The organism is Acaryochloris sp. CCMEE 5410, from assembly GCF_000238775.2.
GTDB lineage: Bacteria > Cyanobacteriota > Cyanobacteriia > Thermosynechococcales > Thermosynechococcaceae > Acaryochloris.
Window position 1 is genome coordinate 1 of the sequence record NZ_AFEJ02000001.1, and the last position, 20,511, is coordinate 20,511.

At 44.0% G+C, this 20,511-nt stretch carries 13 protein-coding genes and 2 pseudogenes; 4 read left to right on the forward strand and 11 right to left on the reverse strand.

From position 1 onward, the window contains the following. The 4 genes from ON05_RS00005 to ON05_RS00020 form a co-directional block, all read right to left on the reverse strand. A partial coding sequence (locus ON05_RS00005; RefSeq protein ID WP_262560951.1) for a DEAD/DEAH box helicase family protein occupies positions 1-1,264 on the reverse strand: 1,264 nt, incomplete at its 3' end. Next, positions 1,257-3,209: a site-specific DNA-methyltransferase gene (locus ON05_RS00010; protein WP_010469770.1), complete on the reverse strand. Its 1,953-nt coding sequence runs from the start codon at positions 3,207-3,209 to the stop codon at positions 1,257-1,259. The genes ON05_RS00010 and ON05_RS00005, both read right to left, overlap by 8 nt. Then, positions 3,206-6,130, reverse strand: a complete 2,925-nt coding sequence (locus ON05_RS00015; RefSeq protein ID WP_010469768.1) for an ATP-dependent DNA helicase — start codon at positions 6,128-6,130, stop codon at positions 3,206-3,208. Before ON05_RS00015 ends, ON05_RS00010 begins: the two co-directional genes overlap by 4 nt. A 125-nt stretch (positions 6,131-6,255) precedes the next feature. Then, positions 6,256-8,772: an ATP-dependent helicase gene (locus ON05_RS00020; RefSeq protein ID WP_010469767.1), complete on the reverse strand. Its 2,517-nt coding sequence runs from the start codon at positions 8,770-8,772 to the stop codon at positions 6,256-6,258. A gap of 256 nt (positions 8,773-9,028) precedes the next feature. Between ON05_RS00020 and ON05_RS00025 the strand changes: the two genes are divergently transcribed. The 3 genes from ON05_RS00025 (at position 9,029) to ON05_RS00035 (ending at position 11,731) form a co-directional block, all read left to right on the forward strand. Then, positions 9,029-10,873 (forward strand): telomere resolvase, encoded by a 1,845-nt coding sequence (locus tag ON05_RS00025; RefSeq protein WP_262560953.1) that lies wholly within the window; start codon positions 9,029-9,031, stop codon positions 10,871-10,873. A gap of 98 nt (positions 10,874-10,971) precedes the next feature. Further along, complete coding sequence (locus ON05_RS00030; RefSeq protein WP_262560955.1) at positions 10,972-11,415, forward strand: hypothetical protein; 444 nt, start codon at positions 10,972-10,974, stop codon at positions 11,413-11,415. A 52-nt stretch (positions 11,416-11,467) separates the two neighbouring features. After that, positions 11,468-11,731 carry a type II toxin-antitoxin system Phd/YefM family antitoxin gene (locus ON05_RS00035; protein WP_010469762.1) on the forward strand — a complete coding sequence of 88 codons (264 nt, stop codon included), beginning with the start codon at positions 11,468-11,470 and terminating at the stop codon, positions 11,729-11,731. 15 nt (positions 11,732-11,746) lie between these two features. On the opposite strand, the gene ON05_RS00040 is transcribed toward ON05_RS00035, so the two are convergent. From ON05_RS00040 to ON05_RS00070, 6 genes and pseudogenes are all read right to left on the reverse strand, one after another. Beyond that, positions 11,747-12,271 (reverse strand): TniQ family protein, encoded by a 525-nt coding sequence (locus tag ON05_RS00040; RefSeq protein WP_010469761.1) that lies wholly within the window; start codon positions 12,269-12,271, stop codon positions 11,747-11,749. A gap of 25 nt (positions 12,272-12,296) precedes the next feature. Further along, positions 12,297-13,141 (reverse strand): annotated as a pseudogene (locus ON05_RS38280) (TniB family NTP-binding protein). A 27-nt stretch (positions 13,142-13,168) separates the two neighbouring features. Beyond that, entirely contained in the window at positions 13,169-13,795 is a 627-nt protein-coding gene (locus tag ON05_RS00055) for a Mu transposase C-terminal domain-containing protein (RefSeq protein ID WP_262560958.1), read from the reverse strand. A 26-nt stretch (positions 13,796-13,821) separates the two neighbouring features. Then, positions 13,822-14,718: a DDE-type integrase/transposase/recombinase gene (locus tag ON05_RS00060; RefSeq protein WP_262560959.1), complete on the reverse strand. Its 897-nt coding sequence runs from the start codon at positions 14,716-14,718 to the stop codon at positions 13,822-13,824. Between the two features lie 1,543 nt (positions 14,719-16,261). Then, positions 16,262-16,699: a formylglycine-generating enzyme family protein gene (locus ON05_RS00065; protein ID WP_085945167.1), complete on the reverse strand. Its 438-nt coding sequence runs from the start codon at positions 16,697-16,699 to the stop codon at positions 16,262-16,264. Between the two features lie 415 nt (positions 16,700-17,114). Then, positions 17,115-18,203, reverse strand: coding sequence for an ISAs1 family transposase (locus tag ON05_RS00070; protein ID WP_262560960.1), 1,089 nt, complete (start codon positions 18,201-18,203; stop codon positions 17,115-17,117). A 302-nt stretch (positions 18,204-18,505) separates the two neighbouring features. Here ON05_RS00070 and ON05_RS00075 point away from each other — a divergent pair, with 302 nt between their 5' ends. Then, positions 18,506-18,817, forward strand: a complete 312-nt coding sequence (locus ON05_RS00075) for a hypothetical protein (RefSeq protein WP_139025599.1) — start codon at positions 18,506-18,508, stop codon at positions 18,815-18,817. Positions 18,818-19,236: 419 nt separating this feature from the next. Here the strand turns inward: ON05_RS00075 and ON05_RS00080 are convergent. Next, positions 19,237-20,481, reverse strand: a pseudogene (locus tag ON05_RS00080) (ISL3 family transposase). Positions 20,482-20,511: the final 30 nt, after the last annotated feature.

Genomic DNA, 20,511 nt, shown 5'->3' on the forward strand with positions numbered 1-20,511 from the left:
GGAGCATTCCCTCGTAACGTTGACTTTGGAATTTAGTTAGAAAGTCATCTATGACAATTTCAACAAATTCTGTATTCTTGGGATTGGTATATCCACTAATTTTGACTTTCTTTAAGTAAGCTTTTTGGATAGCTTCTTGTAAGCCAAAAGCATAAACAACTTCTGGGAGAACTGTTTTACCCACATAGGGAGTACCCGTGTAGTTATAGCAAGCAACGACTCGGGTACCTGAGTGCTTAAGGCTAGCTGCTAGCTCGTCTACAGTACGACGGAGGCTGCTAAGCTTTGTCTTTTTGATACCCATGTCGTTAGCTAGCTTGGAACCAAAGGCATGATGGGCTTCATCAATATAAATACCAAGCTGACCAATACGACGGAGGTTATCAAAGCGTTGATTAGTAATCAGAGAGTCTTCATCATCCGGTTCATCTAAAGCATAGAGATCTTCAAATTGGCTATAGACATCACCTCGTTGATAAACCTGCTTACCACTGCCCAATAGCCGTTCTACATGAGTCTTGTCCTTATTTTGGCGTTTGAGAATAATCTTTTGAGTATTGGAAATAATGATATTAAAGCGTGAGCGATCAAGGATGTTGAGGGTAGCTCCTGCTTCATCAAGAAAGTGAAATTTAATGTTACTGGCAAGGAAGTTAACGTACTCAGGAGGAACAACCTGACGCATATCAAAGGTTTGAATCTCACGCAAGGACTGTAGAACAGTCTTATCTGGGGCAAAAACTAGAGCGTTATGGCAGTACTTCTCATCTCTGGGGAATTTATTGGCCAAAATAAATTCATAGAAAATGCATGTGGCCATGAGAATTGTTTTACCAGTTCCCATCGTTAAAGCAAAGATATAGTTGGAATAGGCACGAGCATTACTACGCATCTGCCTATAGAGCGTGTCGTACTGCTCCTTAGTCGCTGTCTGAAAGATATCTAGTTGGGTTTGACCAATACGATCGCTAACAGTTCGCCCTTCAAATCGGCCACTGCTCTCAGCCCAATCCTTGAAAAGCTGATGAACTTGCGCATTTTCTAGAAACTCTTTGAGACAAACATAAATCTCTAATGCCTCGAATTGAGGCTGACGCAAGAAGGTATCACCATTAGTTGGATCATTAAAGTCAAGAAATTTCTTAGTAAGGCCACGGTAATAGGTACGAATTCGCCCTCGATTAGCACTGTAAAACTGCCAGAGCTGGGTAAAAAACGCAAAATCAATATTAACTGCCTGAGACTTCCGCTTTGCTTTAGCCATAAACAATCGCCATCTCTAAAGATTCTGAAAGTAGATCAGTTATTTTGATACGGATAGTACCTGCATCGTCAGGAATAGAATAGTGGCCTTCAACCAACTCACTCTTATCGGGGATATCTACCGTCTTAGGCTCCAAAACCGCCCCATCATAGTTCCAGTCAATCATTACCGACTCCACTAACTCTCGCCAATCTTCAACATTTTCTTGTTGAAGACTAAGCTTTCCAAGTAAGTTCATCGGGTAGAACTGCTTAATAACTAACTCGCCATTTTCAATTTCGATTTGGCCCTCAGAATCACGTTTGAACAGAAGGTCCTGGCGATCTCGCAATACATCAATCACCTCAACATCTATCTCATAGGGCTGTACCTCTCTCTGAAGCACCGCCTTCAAATCCGATTCATGCCCCATACAAACCAGAGTAATAGACTCTACTGGCTTTTTAGGATGCTCCGCCTGACGCTGCTCAAATGCTTTATAGTCAAACCCAGCAATTAACTCATTCAAATCCACCCGCGTAGCAATTCGGTTAATCGGCATAATCTTTACCATCCGACCATCCTTCTCACCATCAAAGAGACGACCTTTCTCCAATCGGTTGATCTCAAAAGCTTCAATAAGAATATCTTTCGCTTCTAAAGGATTGCGAAAGATATCGTAGTGATTAACGTTGTAGACCTCAATTCCTGTAAAATATGGTCTTTTGGAGGATGTATTGACCTGAATTTCTTGTTGAATAGTTTTGGGCCTAAGTTCTTTAGCGATAGACAATAAGCGCTTCGTCGTAATTTGAACTGCCCCAAGATTAATATCTGAGCCAATAAATCGACGCCCCAACTTCATTGCTGCTACTTGAGTGGTTCCACTTCCCATAAAACAATCAAAAACCAAATCACCAGGATTTGATGAAGCTTTTATAATTCGTTCCAACAATTTCTCCGGTTTTTGAGTAGGATAGCCCTCACGTTCTATTGCTTGGCTATTTACAGGATTAATATCAGTCCAAATACTTTGCAATGGACGGCCTTTCAACTCATCCAAAAATTTCTTAATTTGAGGCCTCCTCGATTTACTTTCTGGATACCAAATCCTATTTTCATCGTGAAGCTTCTGCATTGTTTCTTTCTGATATCGCCATCCATTCTCTGGCGGTAAAAACCCCATCCATTCATACTTCATATTCGGTCTAGGGTTAGGACTAGTCATATCAGCTAAACGATAGACTCTCCCATTCTCATCCTTATGTATATATTTACTTTTTATATATTCATCACTATGCTTTTCATATTGTGGGAACCAGGTATGCTCAGAACTCTTTAGACAAAAATAGATTACGTCATGAATATGATTAAAAGTCTTTGAGTCACTTCTTGCAAACGTGCGTTGCCAAACAATTTCATTTTTTATATTTTCAGCGCCAAATACTTCTTCTAATATACAGCGAATATAGTGTCCCTTATGCCAATCACAGTGAATATAAATACTTCCATTTATTGCTAAAAGCTCTTTCAATAATATCAATCTTTCATAAAAGAACTGCAAGTATTCATCATTAGTCCAAATATCTGTATATTGCTTTTCTTCAAAGCTATTCATGTCATTTAAGACATTAGCTCCTTTTAATTTTATTTTTTTCTTATAATCCGCTTTCGAATCAAATGGAGGATCAATATAAATCAGATCAATCTTGCCGCGATAATCCTTCAATAAATGACTCATCACCTGAAGATTATCACCCCAATAAATCTTATTCAGCCAACCATCAGTTTCCTCTCCATGAATTTCTCTCAATTGAGCTGGATAGTAAGACGTTGAAGCAAATGGCCGCTTCCCACGCCAGTTCAACATCGGATAGCCCTTAATTGGCTCAAACTCAAAAGCCTCAACCCGCTCCATCTCACGGGTCTTTGGCAAATCCATCCCCAACTGTTGACTATCGTTCATTCACCACCTCTAAAATTCCAGTTTTTAGCATCACAATAAGGCTGCATATCACATTCCTTACAAGCCTTCTCAGGTCGTTCAGGAATACTAAAGTCTTTCTCCTCGATCCGACGCACAACCTCACCAAACGTCTGAATCGTAGTATCAATTAATCGCCGATCCTTCGTAAAGCTGATGTAGGGATTACCATTTTCCTCGCTCGTATAATAGAGGTGCATTCTGCTTACTGGGGAGCCTGTGCGCTCTTCAACAATATGAGCATAGACTTCAAGCTGACGCCGATAGCGGTCTAGCTTATCCCGATCCTTAGGATCATTCACATCAAGTTTCTTTTCCGACTTGAAATCAACAATCTCAACCGTATTACCCTCCCCCTGAATTAAGTCCACACTCCCGGACAAAATATATTCATCCTTCACCAAAGACACATCTACCTCAGCCTCTTTAACCCGGTTCCAATCATTACCATTGCGGCGGTAATAGCGCAGAACATGCTCTAGAGCAATCTTCTTAACTACAGGTGACAGATATACCCGCTCCCGCTTAGTGAGATAGGCATAATTCGTATCAAACCAAGACTCAATCTGCTCCACCGATAATTTATGCTCCTGGCCCCGGAGAACCGTCTTATGGATATCCTCAATCGTTTGGTGAACCAACGTCCCGAATAAGATTGGACTCTTACGTACTGGAGCAAACTCCAATTCTTTAAAGAATCGATACTGTTCAGCACAGTTCTCAAACAACACCAAATGTGAAGTAAAAGAATAATCTCGCTTAAGATTCACATCCTTAACTCGTGCCAAAGGCAGTGATGTTACATCAAAGCTGAGATCGCGCCAAGCAGGTAGCTCATTGTAGTAGTCAGCAAAATACTTAGAGGGAGTACGCCCACGCCCTGCCTTCTCTACACAAGAGAGCACCAGAAGATTTTGGGCACGGGAGTAGGCCGTGTAATACAGTCGATAAAAATCAAAAAACTTAGTATGGTTCAACGGCTCAAAAACAGGCCGGGAAAGATACCCCTCTTCTAAGATTTCATCCAACTTCGAATGTTGCCTACGCGGAGCAGCATTGAGCGATCCCACAATCACAACAGGGAACTCCAACCCCTTGGATTGGTGAATAGTCAGGAAGGAGACACAACCACTCGGCGCATATTCAGAATCATCCTCATACTCATTAATCCCCCCCTCTGACAGGAATCGAAAAAATTGGTTGAACAGATTACGAAGACTCTTATCAAGGGACTGAGGAGACAGAACACTAAGATGCTGCAAATACTCAAACTTAACTAAAAGCTGAGAAAAAATCGCCAGGTTTCTCATGGAACGGCCATCCTGGACCCCACCCACCATCAAACTCTCATCTAAATAGCGGCTAAATAACGGAAAGCGTAATAACTGATAAAACAGCCCAGAGAAGGCATAGTTAGTGTTGTCCGTTAAATACAGGTGTTGCTTGGCCAGCGATCTCGCCCATTTGAGCAAGTCTTCATTCTCCGGCTTGCGCAGTTCTTGGGCAAATAGGGGAACACATTCTTGGTCATAGTATTGCCAAATACCTAGCTGAGCATCTTCAGCCCACTTTCTGGCCTGGGGAAATTGGGGGAATAGAAAGATAAGCGCCCCTATCATTAACCTAATCTCTTCACGATCAAAGAACTGATTCGAGCGCGGTGAATAGACGGGAATACCATTGGCCTCTAGGAACTGGGCCAGGGCAACAACTTTGTCATTCTTGACCGACCGGAAAAGAAATGCAACTTGGTTCCAGTCAGTAAGATGCCCTTGATTGCGAAGATGAGATAGAAAGTCCAGCATTTCTCGATGCCAGTCTTCTGGTGTGGGACCCGCAACCTTAATCACACAAGGGACATCAGTAAAATCATCATCACGAGCCTCTATTTGCTTATCAAAGCGAAAATCCTGGCCATCAACACTCCAAACCTGATCATTCATCCAGTGGTTATAGAAACGGACAATATCAGGGTGGGAACGATAATTGGTTTTGAGCGTAACTTGTTCACACTGGCCAGGGGAGAACTTATTTTTGAACTGCAAGATATTGCGAATAGTAGCTCCTCTAAAGCGATACAGCCCTTGATCATCATCTCCAACAACGCAGAGATTCGGCTGATCTCCAGCTAAAAGATTGAGCAATTGCTCTTGAACCGTATTGGTATCTTGATATTCATCAACCATGAGATAGGTAATGGTCTGACGCAGCTTTGCTAACACCTGCGGATGGCTCTTCAAGAGTTTTAAAGCTTCATATTGAATAGTTGAAAAATCCAGAGCGTTTTCTTCATCAAGCTGCTGTTGGTAAAGAGTATAGGCATGGCCCAACGCTTTGATCTCACTATGTTCAGCCTGCACTAGAGTTTGAGGATCAAGCGCCTCTTCACTGACTACATTCAGCCATCGCAAAAGGTGAGCTGTTCTATCCCAAGTTTTCTGTCTGGAGTCAGGGTCAATGATATGTTCAATACCAGGTAAATTCTGATAGTGCGAAACACGTTGATAGAGAAAATACTGCTGATCAAACTGATCCATCAACGTGAAGTTCCGTTTGAGACGAGTAAACTCTCGGTATTCTTCTAGCCAACGTAAACAGATTGAGTGGAAGGTGCCTAAATACATCTCATTGAGATTGAAGCGAATATTCAGCTTCAATAAGCGACTCGCAATTCGAGTAGTTAGTTCTTGAGCAGCCTTATCCGTGAACGTGACCACAAAAAGATTTTCAGGTGCAACCTGCCGATGAGTAATCAGGTAAACAATGCGTTCAACCAGGGTGAAGGTTTTCCCAGAACCAGGGCCAGCAATAATCAAAAGTGGCCCATCCGTTTTCTGAATCGCCTCAAGTTGTCGAGGATTCGCTTGACTAGAAAATACAGATTTCTGTACAGCCTCAACCATAATTACCCCCTTGCACTCAGATTCAGCTATTTTGAACTATTTATTTACTTCAAAAAGCCTTGGACACAAAATACACAGCTATTCGCCACAAAATAGAATTATTCACTCTATTTTTATCTATTCAGTCAGAAGTACTCATAGAGGGCTTCAGCCTCTGATGGCTCTGAAGTTTTATAGCTTTGGGGAATGCAATCCAGAAAGCGGCTTGGTGATTTCGGATATCCGCGATCGCAAACTTGGTAGCCGGAGAGATACAACGCCTTCTTAGCTCTCGTCATTGCCACATAGAAGGCACGCTTTTCTTCCTCTAATTTTGGCCCCTTTAAATTTCGAAAATCGGGGAACTCTCCTTCTACTGCTCCAGCAATGAAAACGGTATCAAATTCCAGCCCTTTAGATTGATGCACTGTAATGATCGGGACCAAATTATCCTCTTCAGACATCATGTCAACATTAGTGGAGCAGGCCGAAAGCACCAATAACTCTCTCAAGGCTGTCTCAGAATCAAGAGTGATTGGATCGTGATCGCGAAAGAATTTCACTAACTTCCATAAATTTACGATTCGGTGAGGTTCTCGCTGATAATACGCATCTATCCCAGCCTCCCTAATGATTTGTCGTAGGAATTCAGGAGGGCGAGTGACCGACAATGCACTTTTCCATCGATTCATGTCTAAGGCCAAGTCATCAAACAAAGGCGCATAGGCTTGAACAACTTGGCAACGTTCTGCAATATCATGCTGCACCAAGGGAATCAAACGAACGAGTAAATCGGTTGTAGTTTTCGTATCTTCAAGCGCACTATGAGCCCGCCTTTTTTGCAGCTCAAAAACCTTCGCTAAGGTTTCTAACTTGAAATTTCTTGTTCCTTTAACAAACCGTCGGGCAATCTCGCAGGTGTCAGCATACGGAGGGATAGGAATATCAATATCCAAACGTCGAGCATGAGACCTCAACATTTTGATATCGAAGCCGACATTATGTCCCACCCACACAGCATCTTGTGCAAAGTCGATAAATTCTTCGAACACAACCACTGCGGAACGTCCTTTAAGCGCTAAGTCCTGCTCACTAATGCCATGGATGCGCTCTGATTCTCCTATGGGTACTGTATTTTTGAGGTAAGCATGAAAACACTGTGGCGAAGACTGGCCATTCTCCAACTTAATTGCAGCTAACTCAATCACCTCATCACTACTAGCCAACAATCCTGTCGTCTCAACATCAAAGACGATAACTGTGCCAGAGGACCATGCCTTCAATAACGGCGCAAATGGGTCTCCATCCTGCAACGTATGACATTGGATAAAATCCGTGAGTCTCAAGCCACAAGAGCTGCCAGACGCAATAATTTTGCCCACGGTTGCCGATCCAACCTTCTCGACAAAGCGAAGTAATATTCGTCGCAAACTACCAGTATCAAATGGGTTGCTTAGGAGTTTTAGATATGAGATCGCATCTTTCACTTCCTGACGTCGGAAAAATGCAAATTCCTCAACCGTGACGCAAGGCACCTGTGCTTGGCTAAGACACCTAAACACGGCACTCGCTCTTCTATGGGTACGGGCAAGGACTGCAACTCGGTAATAGGCGAAGTCAGGATCTACAGCGGCTAAGTCCTGAATTCTCTGGGCAATCCATTGGCCCTCGTCTCTTTCTGTATAGCCTTCATAAACCTGAATTTGGGTACCTAACGGGCGATCTTGGGCAGGTTGAGAATGCGTATAACGCTGCAAGAAACAGTCAGCAAAAGCGGAGGCAGCATTAACCAGGATCTGCGTTGCCCGGTAGTTTTTCGTCAAATGATAGGTTTGAGGGGAGAAGCAACTCTCAAAGGACTCCTTTAACTTGATGGGTTCAGATCCTCGCCACTCATAGATGGTTTGATCCAAATCGCCAATCATGGCCAGATTTCTCGAATGTTTGGCCAGCATCCATATCACTTCATACTCCGACCAATGAGTATCCTGAACTTCATCGACTTGAATGAACTCAAAACACTTACACCATCGCTCTCTAGCTTCAGGTTCACAGACCAACAGGGCACGCACGTAGTAGACTAAATCATCAAAATCAATCGCCTGCCGTTGTTGCAATTCATACTGATATTGGCAGGCAATTTTAAAGCCTTTTTCAGTCATCCTCTCATCAAATAAGACTCGTAATCCTTGAGGCCGTTCTAAAGAGCGCTCCATATTCTCCAGAGGTAAGCTCAGTTTACAGGCTTGGATTTTCTGAGTGAGTGGGGAGAGTCTTTTACTATCTGAAATTCCTGATAGTTCTTTGAGTAGATCTAATGAATCTTGCTCATCATAAATAACGAATTCCTGGCTTAAACCTATTTTTGATGCTTCTTGACGAAGAATATGAGCACATAATCCATGAAAGGTTTTGACCGTCAATTGGTTCAGTTGATCACAAGCTTTGAGACCATCTTGCATTTGCTGCGCTGCACGGTTTGTAAAAGTCAGGCACAGCAATTGTTGGGGATGCACTCCCATTCGGATAGCCTGATCGACTCGTGCTGCTAAAACAGAAGTTTTCCCAGTTCCCGCTGGAGCTAAAACTAAAACCGGACCATTTGTATGGCCAATAATTTTTTGCTGTTGGGAATTAGGAAAAACTCTAGCACTAGCAATCAAGATACGTCACCACACAGGCTATTTCTTCCAAAGGATTCCCTCTAAATTACTTATCAACAACTTATTCCATCGAAAAAGTGAAAAGAAAGAATAAAGTTAATATCTTCCTCAAAAAACAAATATTATGTTGCAGTCTTAATTGGTCTCCCAAGGATCACTATGGCCCTAAGTGGTTTAATCAAAGATGAACACAAAGACTATCTACACCTTCCTACTTCCACAGCTCAATAGTGCTAATTGCTAGTACGTTATAGCTATGCGTTTATGGCTTGAAAAGATCTACAACACTACGTTTTTTCCTGCGATCGCATCCCTACAGGACACACCAAAGGACCATGAAATAGCTGACCATTGGACAGCCTGGATGAAACAGCAATGGAAAACCCATGGGTTGGAAACCTTGAATCAGCAAAAGAATCTGATGGTCGAGGTCCGACAAGCTCTAAAGGAAGAGCTTGCAGAGAATCACGTCATTTTTGAGCATATGCGCTTCACCACTGACGAGTGGACGGAGATCAACCTTCAGGCAGGCTCTCAACCTCGTGAAGGCAGCATCCATCTCATCACCAATCCTGATGCCATCGTTGCTAAGGCATCACAACTGCTCAAGAGCTGCCAATGGGCAAATATCATCGCGGGACTTACAGTCATTACAGGCCGCAGATGCGCCGAACTGCTCAAAACAGCCACCTTTTCTTACCAATCTCCTTTCAGTCTTTGGTTTACAGGGACACCAAAACTTCATCCAACTAAACCTCATCCTGCTTTCGAGTTGCCGACTCTTGTACCTGCTGAACAGGTCATGGACTCAATTACACAGATCCGAGATCTGTTAGATACAAAGTTTATGGATAACCGGGAGATCAATCGTCATTATGGAAATGATGTTGCTCTAGCTTGCGATCTCAATTTCGCCGATCTCATCGATTACCAATCAGTAGAGGGAAACTTATACACCCAGCTCTCCAGAACCATCTATGCTCGCATTGCAACCCATTGGTATGCCCCTCCCCAAATTCTAGACATTGACTTTATGGCCGCCATTCAGGGACACTTCATCATCCTGCAAACGAAAGACGTGGAAACGAAGAAATCCCTCGCTAAGAAGCGGCATTATTTTGATTACTTCATTGGCAATGAAATAGGCAAAATCAATAGACAACAAGGGATTCGTTTGCACGATCCAAATGTAAGTGTGCTAGTAGGCTTACACCCGGATGATGGACCTCCACCCCAATCACTCCCGAGTGACCAAGCATCAGATTTTCCAGATCTAGAACAAAGGATCGAACCGTCTCCGAACCTCCAAGCAGCCATCCAACACTTCCTTTCTGCACTTGCAACGCTTGAAACTCCTGAAGATATCAGAGAATTAGTCAAAGGCGAGATTTCAAAATTCAAGCATTACTCTGATTTTTTTGGCGTTTATCAAAGTGCCATTCAAGCAGCAGTCCACTCTGGTGATTTACCTCTAATTGACAGTAAGACTGCATCCTGGAAGCGTTACACCAAAGAAGGGATAAGTTACGAGGAACGACAACATTATGCCTTGGTCTTTTTAACGAACCCAGACATACCTATTGCAACGCCATCTCCACCTCATCCGGTTTCAACTCCACCTCTAAAAAGCCACACTACACCCACCACCGCGAATCAGAGCTTAGACACCATTTCCCATACTCTCTCTGAGTTATGTCAGACTTTGCTCCAACCACAACAGTCTCATGACAATATCGTGCCCAGCCCCTTAGAGCAGAAAATAGATACCTTAATCGCTGCTCTCACTCAGCTATGTCTCGTTTTGCTTCAGCAACAGCAAATTTCTAAGCGCGTATCCAGCCCTTCACCGCCACAAGTTGCACCCCCTATCAAAAAGCGAGGCAGGGGGCGTCTAGATCCCGAAGAAGCAAACGCCAAGATTCACCGCGCCATAGATGCCATTATGGCCTTCAACAACACTCCCAACCGGTCTCATGAGGAAATGTGGCGCATTGGGATTTCTTCACTTAAAAGGCTGACTCATTCGTCACAATCTGTCATTCAAAGAGTACATAAGCAAAGGGAAAAGATATTGATGCCCATCATGAGAAGCATAATTTAGGAAAGTACCATAATCTCCCCATGGACATGCAGGCATAATGATCGATGAGGTTATCAAAGCTCCTGTGAATTCATAAACAGAGGGGCAAAGAGCACCTAATGTTTATCTCCAATACCCTCCAGACCTCTAGTACGTTGTTGAGGGCAGATGCGATCTCAGTGAAGCCTCCCATGCTCTCCACCCCTCATGTCGTAAGGTGGCTTCAGAACCATCATTTCTGGAGCAGCATTCATGGCGACAGATATCCCCAACCGACCGAAGTCATTCAGCAGATGATTGATTTACGGATTCAACTCGCCGAACTAGAAGACCAAATCGAAGCCCTCAAACCGGCTTTCTTTGCAGCCTGTGCAACACAAGGAGACGACAAGTTTGAGCAAGAAGGGGCAATTATCGCGCGACGACTCACACCTGGCAAATGGATATATCCTAACCACATCACTGTCCAAGAGAGACAGCTCAAAATTCTCAAGGAAGAGTTTCGGCAAACCCACGAACCCACAGCAGGCAGGGAGATTATTTGGAGCATCAAATTCCTCTAGAACCTCCCCTTTGATCTATGCGTTTTATCCAATAACACTGGAACCAATTGATATGCCAGACGCCACAATCCTATCCATCACTGAAGCAAGCCAAACGCTCTCCGATCTCGTCGATCAAGTGAACGAGTCTCATGAACCGATTATGATCGCAAGCGCGCAAGGCAATGCCGTTTTAGTCAGTGAACAGATTTGGAACGCATTGCAAGAAACCCTCTATCTCAACTCCATTCCAGGGGTGTGGGATTCTATTGAAGTGGGCATCCAGACTCCCCTTAAAGACTGCTCCGATACTTTAGCTTGGGCAGATCAATATTGAACGTCGCTGGGCCAATCAAGGCGATTTTGCCGCTACCGGTAGCTGATCAGAAGCCATTTCTGCAAACGGTAAATGACAGTATTCACACTCACCAACCTGCCAATGCACTGGCAATTGGAAAGCGTTCCCACATCGGGGACAAGCAGACAACAGTTGACGTTGATGACGATCGCAATGCGATATTTCAGCCATTTGCCAAGTCAATTGATGGGATGGAATTTCGGCATAACATAGCGCACAAAGGCGGGTCTGAAAATAAAGCTGGGTCTCCTCTGAAAACAGCATTAGGCACAGCCGAGCTACTTCCACCCCCGTCAAATCAGACAGGATATTGAGCGCAGCAGCATTCGGTATTCGACGACGAGAAGGCGTTTCCCAATAGGCAACCATATAGGATCTAAGTCTCAGCATGGTAGACAGGTGACCACTACTCAGACAATTGGCTCGACGAAAGCGGCCCAAAAAATGTCCAAAGCTTTCGTCTGGATAGGGTTGAACCTGAAACATCCAAGGTTGTAATGAGGCAATCGATGGGGGCATCACACTCGAACCACAGCGAAGGCCATCATAATGAACAGGATTTGACCACTTGCCTCAGGAGGCTATATTCAATGCGAGTTCGCCCCATCAGTAAAGTTTGAATGGCTGCTTCTCGGAGAATTTGATCTAAGAGCCCTATATATCCTTGGGTTTTCTGAAGGAGCAGATCTTGAGCTTTAGCACTGGTGAGTTTTGAGGGTTCAGGTAGTTGCAGGATATGCTCTTCCCAAAGGGCCGTGGTCTCTCGTAACTCTTCTGAATTTAGACGAGGCATATGATAGGTCAACAGAAATCGATATTTAACTTGCTCATCCCAGCTCAGTACAGCATTAAGACGATCGGTTCCCACTAACACAACTGATATTTCCAACTTGTCGGAAATATCACGGGCCTCAGATATGGCCCGTTCTGTCAGACGTTGCGCTTCATCCAGAATCAGCATCTCAACACCACAGTTGGAGAGAACGTTATACAGCCGTTCTCGTAATTCTGGAATCCGGCCCCCTGTTGCCCGATATTGGAGGAGTTGCAACAGACCTGTAAAAAGCCACTCACTGACAAGTTTTCTGGACAATGCCAATAGGCGACTGGAATGATGGGCGCATAGCCTGGGTTCTGCGTGACGGTATGTTTCAAGTGGTAGGTATCACAGCTAATCGTTTTTCCCGTTCGTGATTCTCCAACCACTCGGCAGGATTGACGGGTCAAACGCTTGGCATCTAGCCAGGTATGAAATCGCGTCATCTGAGGCAGCTCAAGAATACGGCGTTTACCTAATTGCCTAATTTGCTCTTCCACATCGATGGGTTCAGCTTGCTCTTCGATAGGGAGCGCTTTAGTGGACGACTCATTCAGATGCTCTGATGCCATAGGGGTCACTCCATATGTTCAGTGGACTTAGAGGCCATGTTCCCGACGTAGTGTGTCGTAGTCATACACCTGAATCTTAGGCAATGGCTGGGTAACAACGGGTTCATCAGGCGCTTCCTCTTCATTTTCGGTCGATGGTTGAGGGAGCAGGTCAGGTTGCTCTTCAGGCATGGGGAAAGGTTGCTCTAGCAAGTTGTCGATAAACTGGGTGCGATCTCGTACCTCAGCTAAGACGGATTTATTGGTGACTTCTTCTGAGGCTTGGCGCAGACGACGACTGATAGCTTTCGCTTCGGATAAAGACAGACGCTCCGTTTCTAAGTTTTGAGCGCGGGCTCGGGTCAGAAAAACGTCTCTGGGGCCTTCTTGCCGATAAATCAGCAAGCTGGTGATATCACGCGGGTCATAACGAAGAACGACTTGTTGTCCGGCATAGCCTGCTAGATATTCACCTCGATAAATAAGGTTGGAGAAGCGAATATACCCACCTCGATAGACTCGGCGACGATCCTGACGCATCAAGAGAAGGTCTAAGTCTCGCTCTTCAATCAACGGGGGTTGGGCAATACGGCCTTCTTCCCAACGGGCTAAACGACTTTGTTTACCTAGACGCGGATCTGGGAGTTGGTTATACCGATCCACGATGTAGCGCACGAGTAAACGCTCTAGTTGATGGAGGGTCAGACGGGCTTCACTTTCAGCCCGTTTGCGGTGGTTCTTGAGGCAATTAGTGGTGTAGCCGGGAAGGGTTGAGAAAACTCACTATTTAAGGTGCCAAAAGGCCGCTCAACGATCCCGCCATCTGAGGGTTTCCGACGTAAACATAAAACGATGCCTAAGCTGGCAGCGACTTGATCAATATGATGGGACGTAAAGTCACTGCCGCCATCGGTATAGAGGTATTGGGGGACGCCATAGGTGCCCCAGAGGTTCATTAGCTCATACTCAGCTCCGTACTGCTTGGGTAAGATGGCGTGGCGCAGGGCCAAGCAGGTGACGGCGGCACTAGGGTAGGACAGACCTAAGTGAATGCCCATGATGCACCGGGAATAGGTATCAACAATGGTAGTCAGGGTGGGACGACCCAGGATATCACCTTGCTGATCCACAACTAGGATGTCGGCAGGGGTATGGTCGCATTGCCACACCTGATTGCTATATTCGATGTTCAGCTCTATCCCTTTACGAGTGGTGAGCTTTAAGGTTTCTCCATTCCAACCAATCGCTCGACGTTTCTTCTTGAGCGATCGTGACTTCACTTCTGGCTCTAGAATACGGTAGACAGTAGCTCGACTGGGATATTCCGACTGACCGAGTTTTGCAGCCCTACTTTGCACAAGATTAGCAATTTGAGCAGGAGCTGTATGACGCATCCCACGGTTTCCTTTACGGTAGGTTTGCACAATAAACTGATGCCAATCTTCACTCACTTTGAGTTGCCCTTGATCTGAACGAGACTGACGAATGATTCCTTCTATACCTTGCTCACGGAATTGGTGTATCAGGCGACGCAGACTACGATCACTGAGGCTTAACTCTTGAGCGGCCTTTTTCGCTCTTGGACATATCTCTTGCACCCTTCGTAACTCTTTAACCGTTGCAATACCTCTAGACGGCGCTGCAAGTGATACGGAAGCGGTTCTGTATTGTTCAGAATCTTCTGTTCTACCCCGTCAGCTAATCCTTCTGACAAAGGAGTCTCCGATGTTTGTTCTATAGTTGGTAAAAAGTCAGACACGTCGCACTAAACCACTGACAATTTTCAAACATTTTTAGCCCGAGCACGTCTCACGCTATTTGTCCGAAACTCATTTTTAAGACTACGAGACAAAAAGCGGTGAAACCTTCATCGAAAAAGAAATAGATGCAGCTCAGACAAAGTATAAAACGTCTCACGCTATTTGTCCGAAATAGTTAAGCAAAGTGTCTCACGCTATTTGTCCACAATTCCTATAGCCTTTACCCAGAAATAAATACAGCAAAGTAAAGCTTGATTAAAGAAGAATACTTTTGATAAGAAATGAACAGATCAATCAATTAAAGATGTCGCTGTAATGCTTACTGTAAAATCTTTTTAGCTATATCTGGACAAATAGCGTGAGACGATAGGACAAATAGCGTGAGACATGACATAAATACTATTGCTTATGACACCTATAAATTCTTATGGCTTTACACCTATTTATTACACCTAAAATTAGACTTATCGCAGAGGCTATGTTTTTTGCTATAGAAAACAGCGCCTAAAAATAACATTCCTAAACTCTCTATAAATATTCGTATGTCAATAAGGCTAAATAAATACTTACAGGGCATTCCAGCTAAAACTCTTTCTATGAAAGGCTTACAAGTCTATATTTACCTTCAATAAGATATGTACAATAGATCTTTACTGAGAAAATTTTATATTTTAGAAGCAATTTATCTCCCTTTTAAAATACAAACTTGCATAGGATTGTCATAAATTAATGTACCTAAAATTAGGTCGTTTCCATGGAATTTATTTTAGGTGTGAAATCATATATTAAATCATATATTAGGTATACAATTAGCCATGCCATTCCGACAATATCGACATAGGAATATTGAGCAGAACAAGATGTACCATTATTAGCTTCTGGGTTGGCATAAGGGAATACAGGCAAAGACTTAAACCCATTCGCACTCCGTAGAGCTGGCTCAATATTCAAAAGAATAATAGACCTTATCGGAAATAGCTGAAAGCCTTACTGGGAAAGCGTTTTATTTTTGGAGAAAAATCGGCCTCAAAGACTTGCGACATAGGCGTTTGAAGTTATTCTCACCCATTTTATTTCCAATAAGGTCTAATGTCCCTCAATACAAGTATCAGAATAGAGATCGCGCTCTTTACACCTATTAAATACATCATCTAAAACAACTGCGTATTGTTCTATGCTCAAGCTATCTAGGCAAGCTCATTGACTAAAACAGTCTCTATCGAAATGTTCCAGCCCAACTCAATGCCGAGATAATACACCTATTAAATAAATTTCATACCTATAAATTCGAGATTCCCAGTAGCCTATTGGTGGCTACATCAATCAGGCAACGCCACCATGGCAAATATGCAGAGGGCAAGAAGGGCACAGGGCACAGGAGTCATCGGGACGCGAGAACAATACGAAAACCGAAGTAGTTGATCGTGCGGTCGGGATCGAAGTGGTCGCGCGCGGCAGACCGACAGCCCCTCGGATAGCTGATCCAAGACCCACCGCGTAGGATACGATTTGCTTTCTCGTCATTCGTCAACCAAGCACTACCATCCGTTGGAGCCTTGTCGTAGTTCTCATGCCAATGGTCTAGACACCATTCCCCAACATTGCCATGCATATCGATTAGACCAAAGGCGTTACCAATCTGAAAGTAATCAATAGGTGTTGTTTTCTCCCTGAATTCCCCAATTTCTCCAGGGCCGTATGTTTCTTTGGCATAGTAGTTAGAGTACTGGGCAGAGAGGGTGGCACCAAAGTGGAAAGGGGTTGCTGTTCTTGCTCGACAGGCATATTCCCATTCTGCTTCTGTGGGTAAGCGATAGATCTACTAGGACATCTACGAATAAAGGCTTTTAGAGATTTAGTGACACATAGCGTGAGACGTAGTGACAAATAGCGTGAGACACGACATTAATACTATTTATCTCATACCTAAAATACTTGCACTTAAAATCATGTATATTCTATATGCGATCGCAGATCCTTTGCCAAAGATCGCGGATCAGAACAATGCTTTCCTCAAAAACTTCATAAATAGAGTTCTAAACCCCTTTCTATATATAGCTTATAGAATTTAACGACTTGCACAACAAATTCCACATAACCATTCAGCTTTTTCTTATACCTATTCATGCACATATCATACCTATTTATATATATCACACCTAAAATTACTACACTTCACAATACCACTCCATTGCTTATACACCTAAAATGCAAGACCGTATTGCAGGGCTGTTTTAAGTTAGCAGCGAAAAAATAATATCGACCCGATTAGCAAGCTTAGTCATCGCGGTTTTGAGGGATTGATAGTCGTTTAGCCGCAGGATATTAATCCCAATAGTTCTAAGCACTGACCAATTGAGCAGTGCTTGTTCATCTTCGAGTCGATAATCATCTTCGCCAAAAACAACATCCTTCGGCCAATGCAACCGATTTTCAATGCCCCAATGTTCTCGGACCAGAGATTGCCAATGATGGGGTGAGGTGGCAGCTGAACTGATGTAATAGGCCGTATTGTGATACTCCTTTCCTTTGCGAGTACCCCATCGTTGGACACAAAGTACAGAGCGAATTGCTGTCCATTCTTGTAGGGCTATGCCGACAGGCTCATAAACCTGTATACACCGATGTTCATCTCGTCCTCTACTTTGGGCGGAGTGGATGTGCTCAGCCATGGGTTTAAGACACTCAAAGTAAGTCTGGAGGTGGTCGTAAAGTCTTCCCTGGTTGGATTTGACCGCCACGAGATAGTCATTACCCGAGGCCACAATCTTCTCAAGTGTTTTTTGGGCGTGTAAGGCATCCATGGTAATCAGTAAGCCATCGAGTTGAAGGGTTTCCAACAGTGCCTGCACGACTTTGATTTCGCTATTATCCTCCTGAGTGAGGGCTTCGAGCTTGAGGGTGATGCCTGCTTCCACCGCAAATAAACTCACCAAGCCCACAAAACGCTGCTTCCCCTTGGCATCTGTCAGCCCCTGACGAATCCGTTTGCCATCAATGGAGGCTGCATAATTATCGGGAGAGTGAGTCTGGGCTTTCGAGAGCATCCATGCTTCAAATTGGTGGCTCAACGCTTGGAAGTCAAGCCCCTTCATCACTCGACGAAAGGTACAGTGAGACGGAACTTCAAGGCTCTCAAGTCCCAATAGCTCACTTAAAGGCTGGCGATAATCGCTCGTAAAGGTTTCTAAGGGGCGATATCCCTGGTATCCAGCAAGCATACCCATCACCATCAACAGCAACAGAAGCCATAACGGATGAGTACGGCCATGGGCACTGCGGAAATCCGGGACTTGCTTCAAAGTATCAATTAGATGGCTCATCGGTCTCTCTACTGTTGGTCAGTAGAACCATCCTATTTTTTCTAGGAGGAACGTAAAACAACCCTGGACCGTATTGCGCTTTGGAATCACTTTGACATGCAAAACTACTGTTATATAAAGCTTTTAAGCTCTCAATCTTGCACCTATTTTATTTTCATTAGGTATGTATTTCTTGGGCATATCACTCAACGTTCAAGGGCTAAACAAGGCAGAGGTTGCCCTCCAAATGGGTGGAGAAGTTGCTAAGAATATGCCAGTATTCTATGCCGTAAGGTAGCGCCAGACGGACAATGGAACAGCCCATGGCTACAGATAGCCTCACATCAGTGGACGTGATCAATCAAATGATTAATCTGCGAATTCAACTCGCAGATCTAAAGCACCAAATCGATATCCTCAAACCTGCGTTCTTTGCTGCCTGTGCGGAACAGAGCAATAACCAAGTTGAACTGGAACGAGCAATCATCACACGACGGCTCACACCCGGTAAATGGGCCTATCCAGACCACATCACGCAACAAGAGAAACAGCTCAAGCTTCTTAAAGAGGAGTTTCGACAATCTCATGAACCCACTACGGGCCGAGAGATTATTTGGAGCGTCAAACTCGTCTAAGACACCCCCTGAAATCTATGAGTTTTATCCAACCAACTCATTTCGGGTTTTTAACCAGCTAACCTAAAATATTGACTTTTAAATCTAATATGAACAACTGAGAAAGTAGAAACTAGCAATTGAATCGCTTTACTTTGAGAATTCTCCCCATTATTCCATTTTATAGGCATGAAAAAATCGGTCACTGTATTAGAGACCTCTGGAATGATTAGATTTCAAATCGATCCTAACCTTGGCAAAAATGCCGAAGATTGATCATCGTATATGCCAAGCTTTTCAAGGCATAGTGCAGTTTGCTGATCCGTTCGAATCGCAGCAACAAGCGCTTGAATTTATCCTCCCAGGCAAAGACTCGCTCAATGGTATTGAATCTTTCTTGGCTCTCCGGGAATTAGCGTGGTAACCGCTAGATATAGTGTTTAGGTCACAGCAAATGTCTGATACCCATTGAGGTCAAGAGAAATCCTTTGGAAGAGTCTTTCAATATCGAAAATACCGTAGCATCGCCTTTTTAAGACCTTGACTCGGTTATTAAATCCTTCCACAAAGCCACTGGTCCACCCTTCCAGGAAATAGTTGGTCATCTCGTCCATCCAATTATTGATAGTAGTCAGAAAACTATCAAATTCCTTGATATCACTTTTGATTACTTGTTTACACCAGGCTCGGATGGCGCATTTAGCGCCGTGCTTGGTGTACCTGCCCTCAAATATCTACGTGAATTTCTCTCGGAGGTTGTACGCCTGCTTCAGCAGTGGAGAAAAAGCAAACAATCGCTCAAGGAGTTGTTGCTCTGACTCTTTCAGATTCTCTGGTCGTTTTCTAAAAGGCCACATCGCGCCTTTGATGCTGTCATACTCTTGCTTAGAGAGTTCTCGTCGTAGTCGTTTGACCTCACGTTTACGAACCGTATCAGCACAATTACGATAGGCTTTGGTCACATGAAACCGGTCAATGACAATTTTGGATTGTGGGAGATGTTCACGGACCGCACTAACAAATCCTTGGTACATGTCCGTACAGACGCGCTCAATGGTTTGGCGTAAATCGATGGGAATTGATTCAAGGAAATTGGCCACTGTCTGCTGTTTACGGTCGGATAGAACTGCCAATATGTCCACTCCATCCGTCGTAGGAATCGTGACCAAAACCACAAAATCACGATGGCCTCGTTGGAGAGAAATCTCATCAATTCCAATGACTTTGAGGTCTAAATATTCGTTCCAGTCAACTTGAGCGTCAATCCAACGATCAATGGTTCCACTGACGATATCCTCACTAACGCCTAGTTTTCTAGCAACATCTGAAACCGTTGAATTGATCAGGATTCGCAGAAGCCAATGCTCATATGCTTTTGTATTGGGACTGCGAGGTTCGTGCCATTCTAACTGTTGAGTGGTCGTGGGATGGTCATCGCAATACCTGCATCGATAACGCTTGGGCCGGATTTCTAAGTAAACGGGGACTTCAAATAATGGCAGGTGACGAATCCGAAAAGGCTGATCATGACAATGGAGGTCAGTAATCTCACGTCCGCATTGATGACAGGTTGTTCCTTGAAGCGTACTCTCAATCTTGATGAGCCAATCCCCTCTCTCAGTCTTCGTTAGCTCTAGAACTCGAACATCAGGAAGGTTGAGCGGGATGTGAATTGAGTTATCCATGACGCCATTGCTCTGAAGTACTACCTCAGA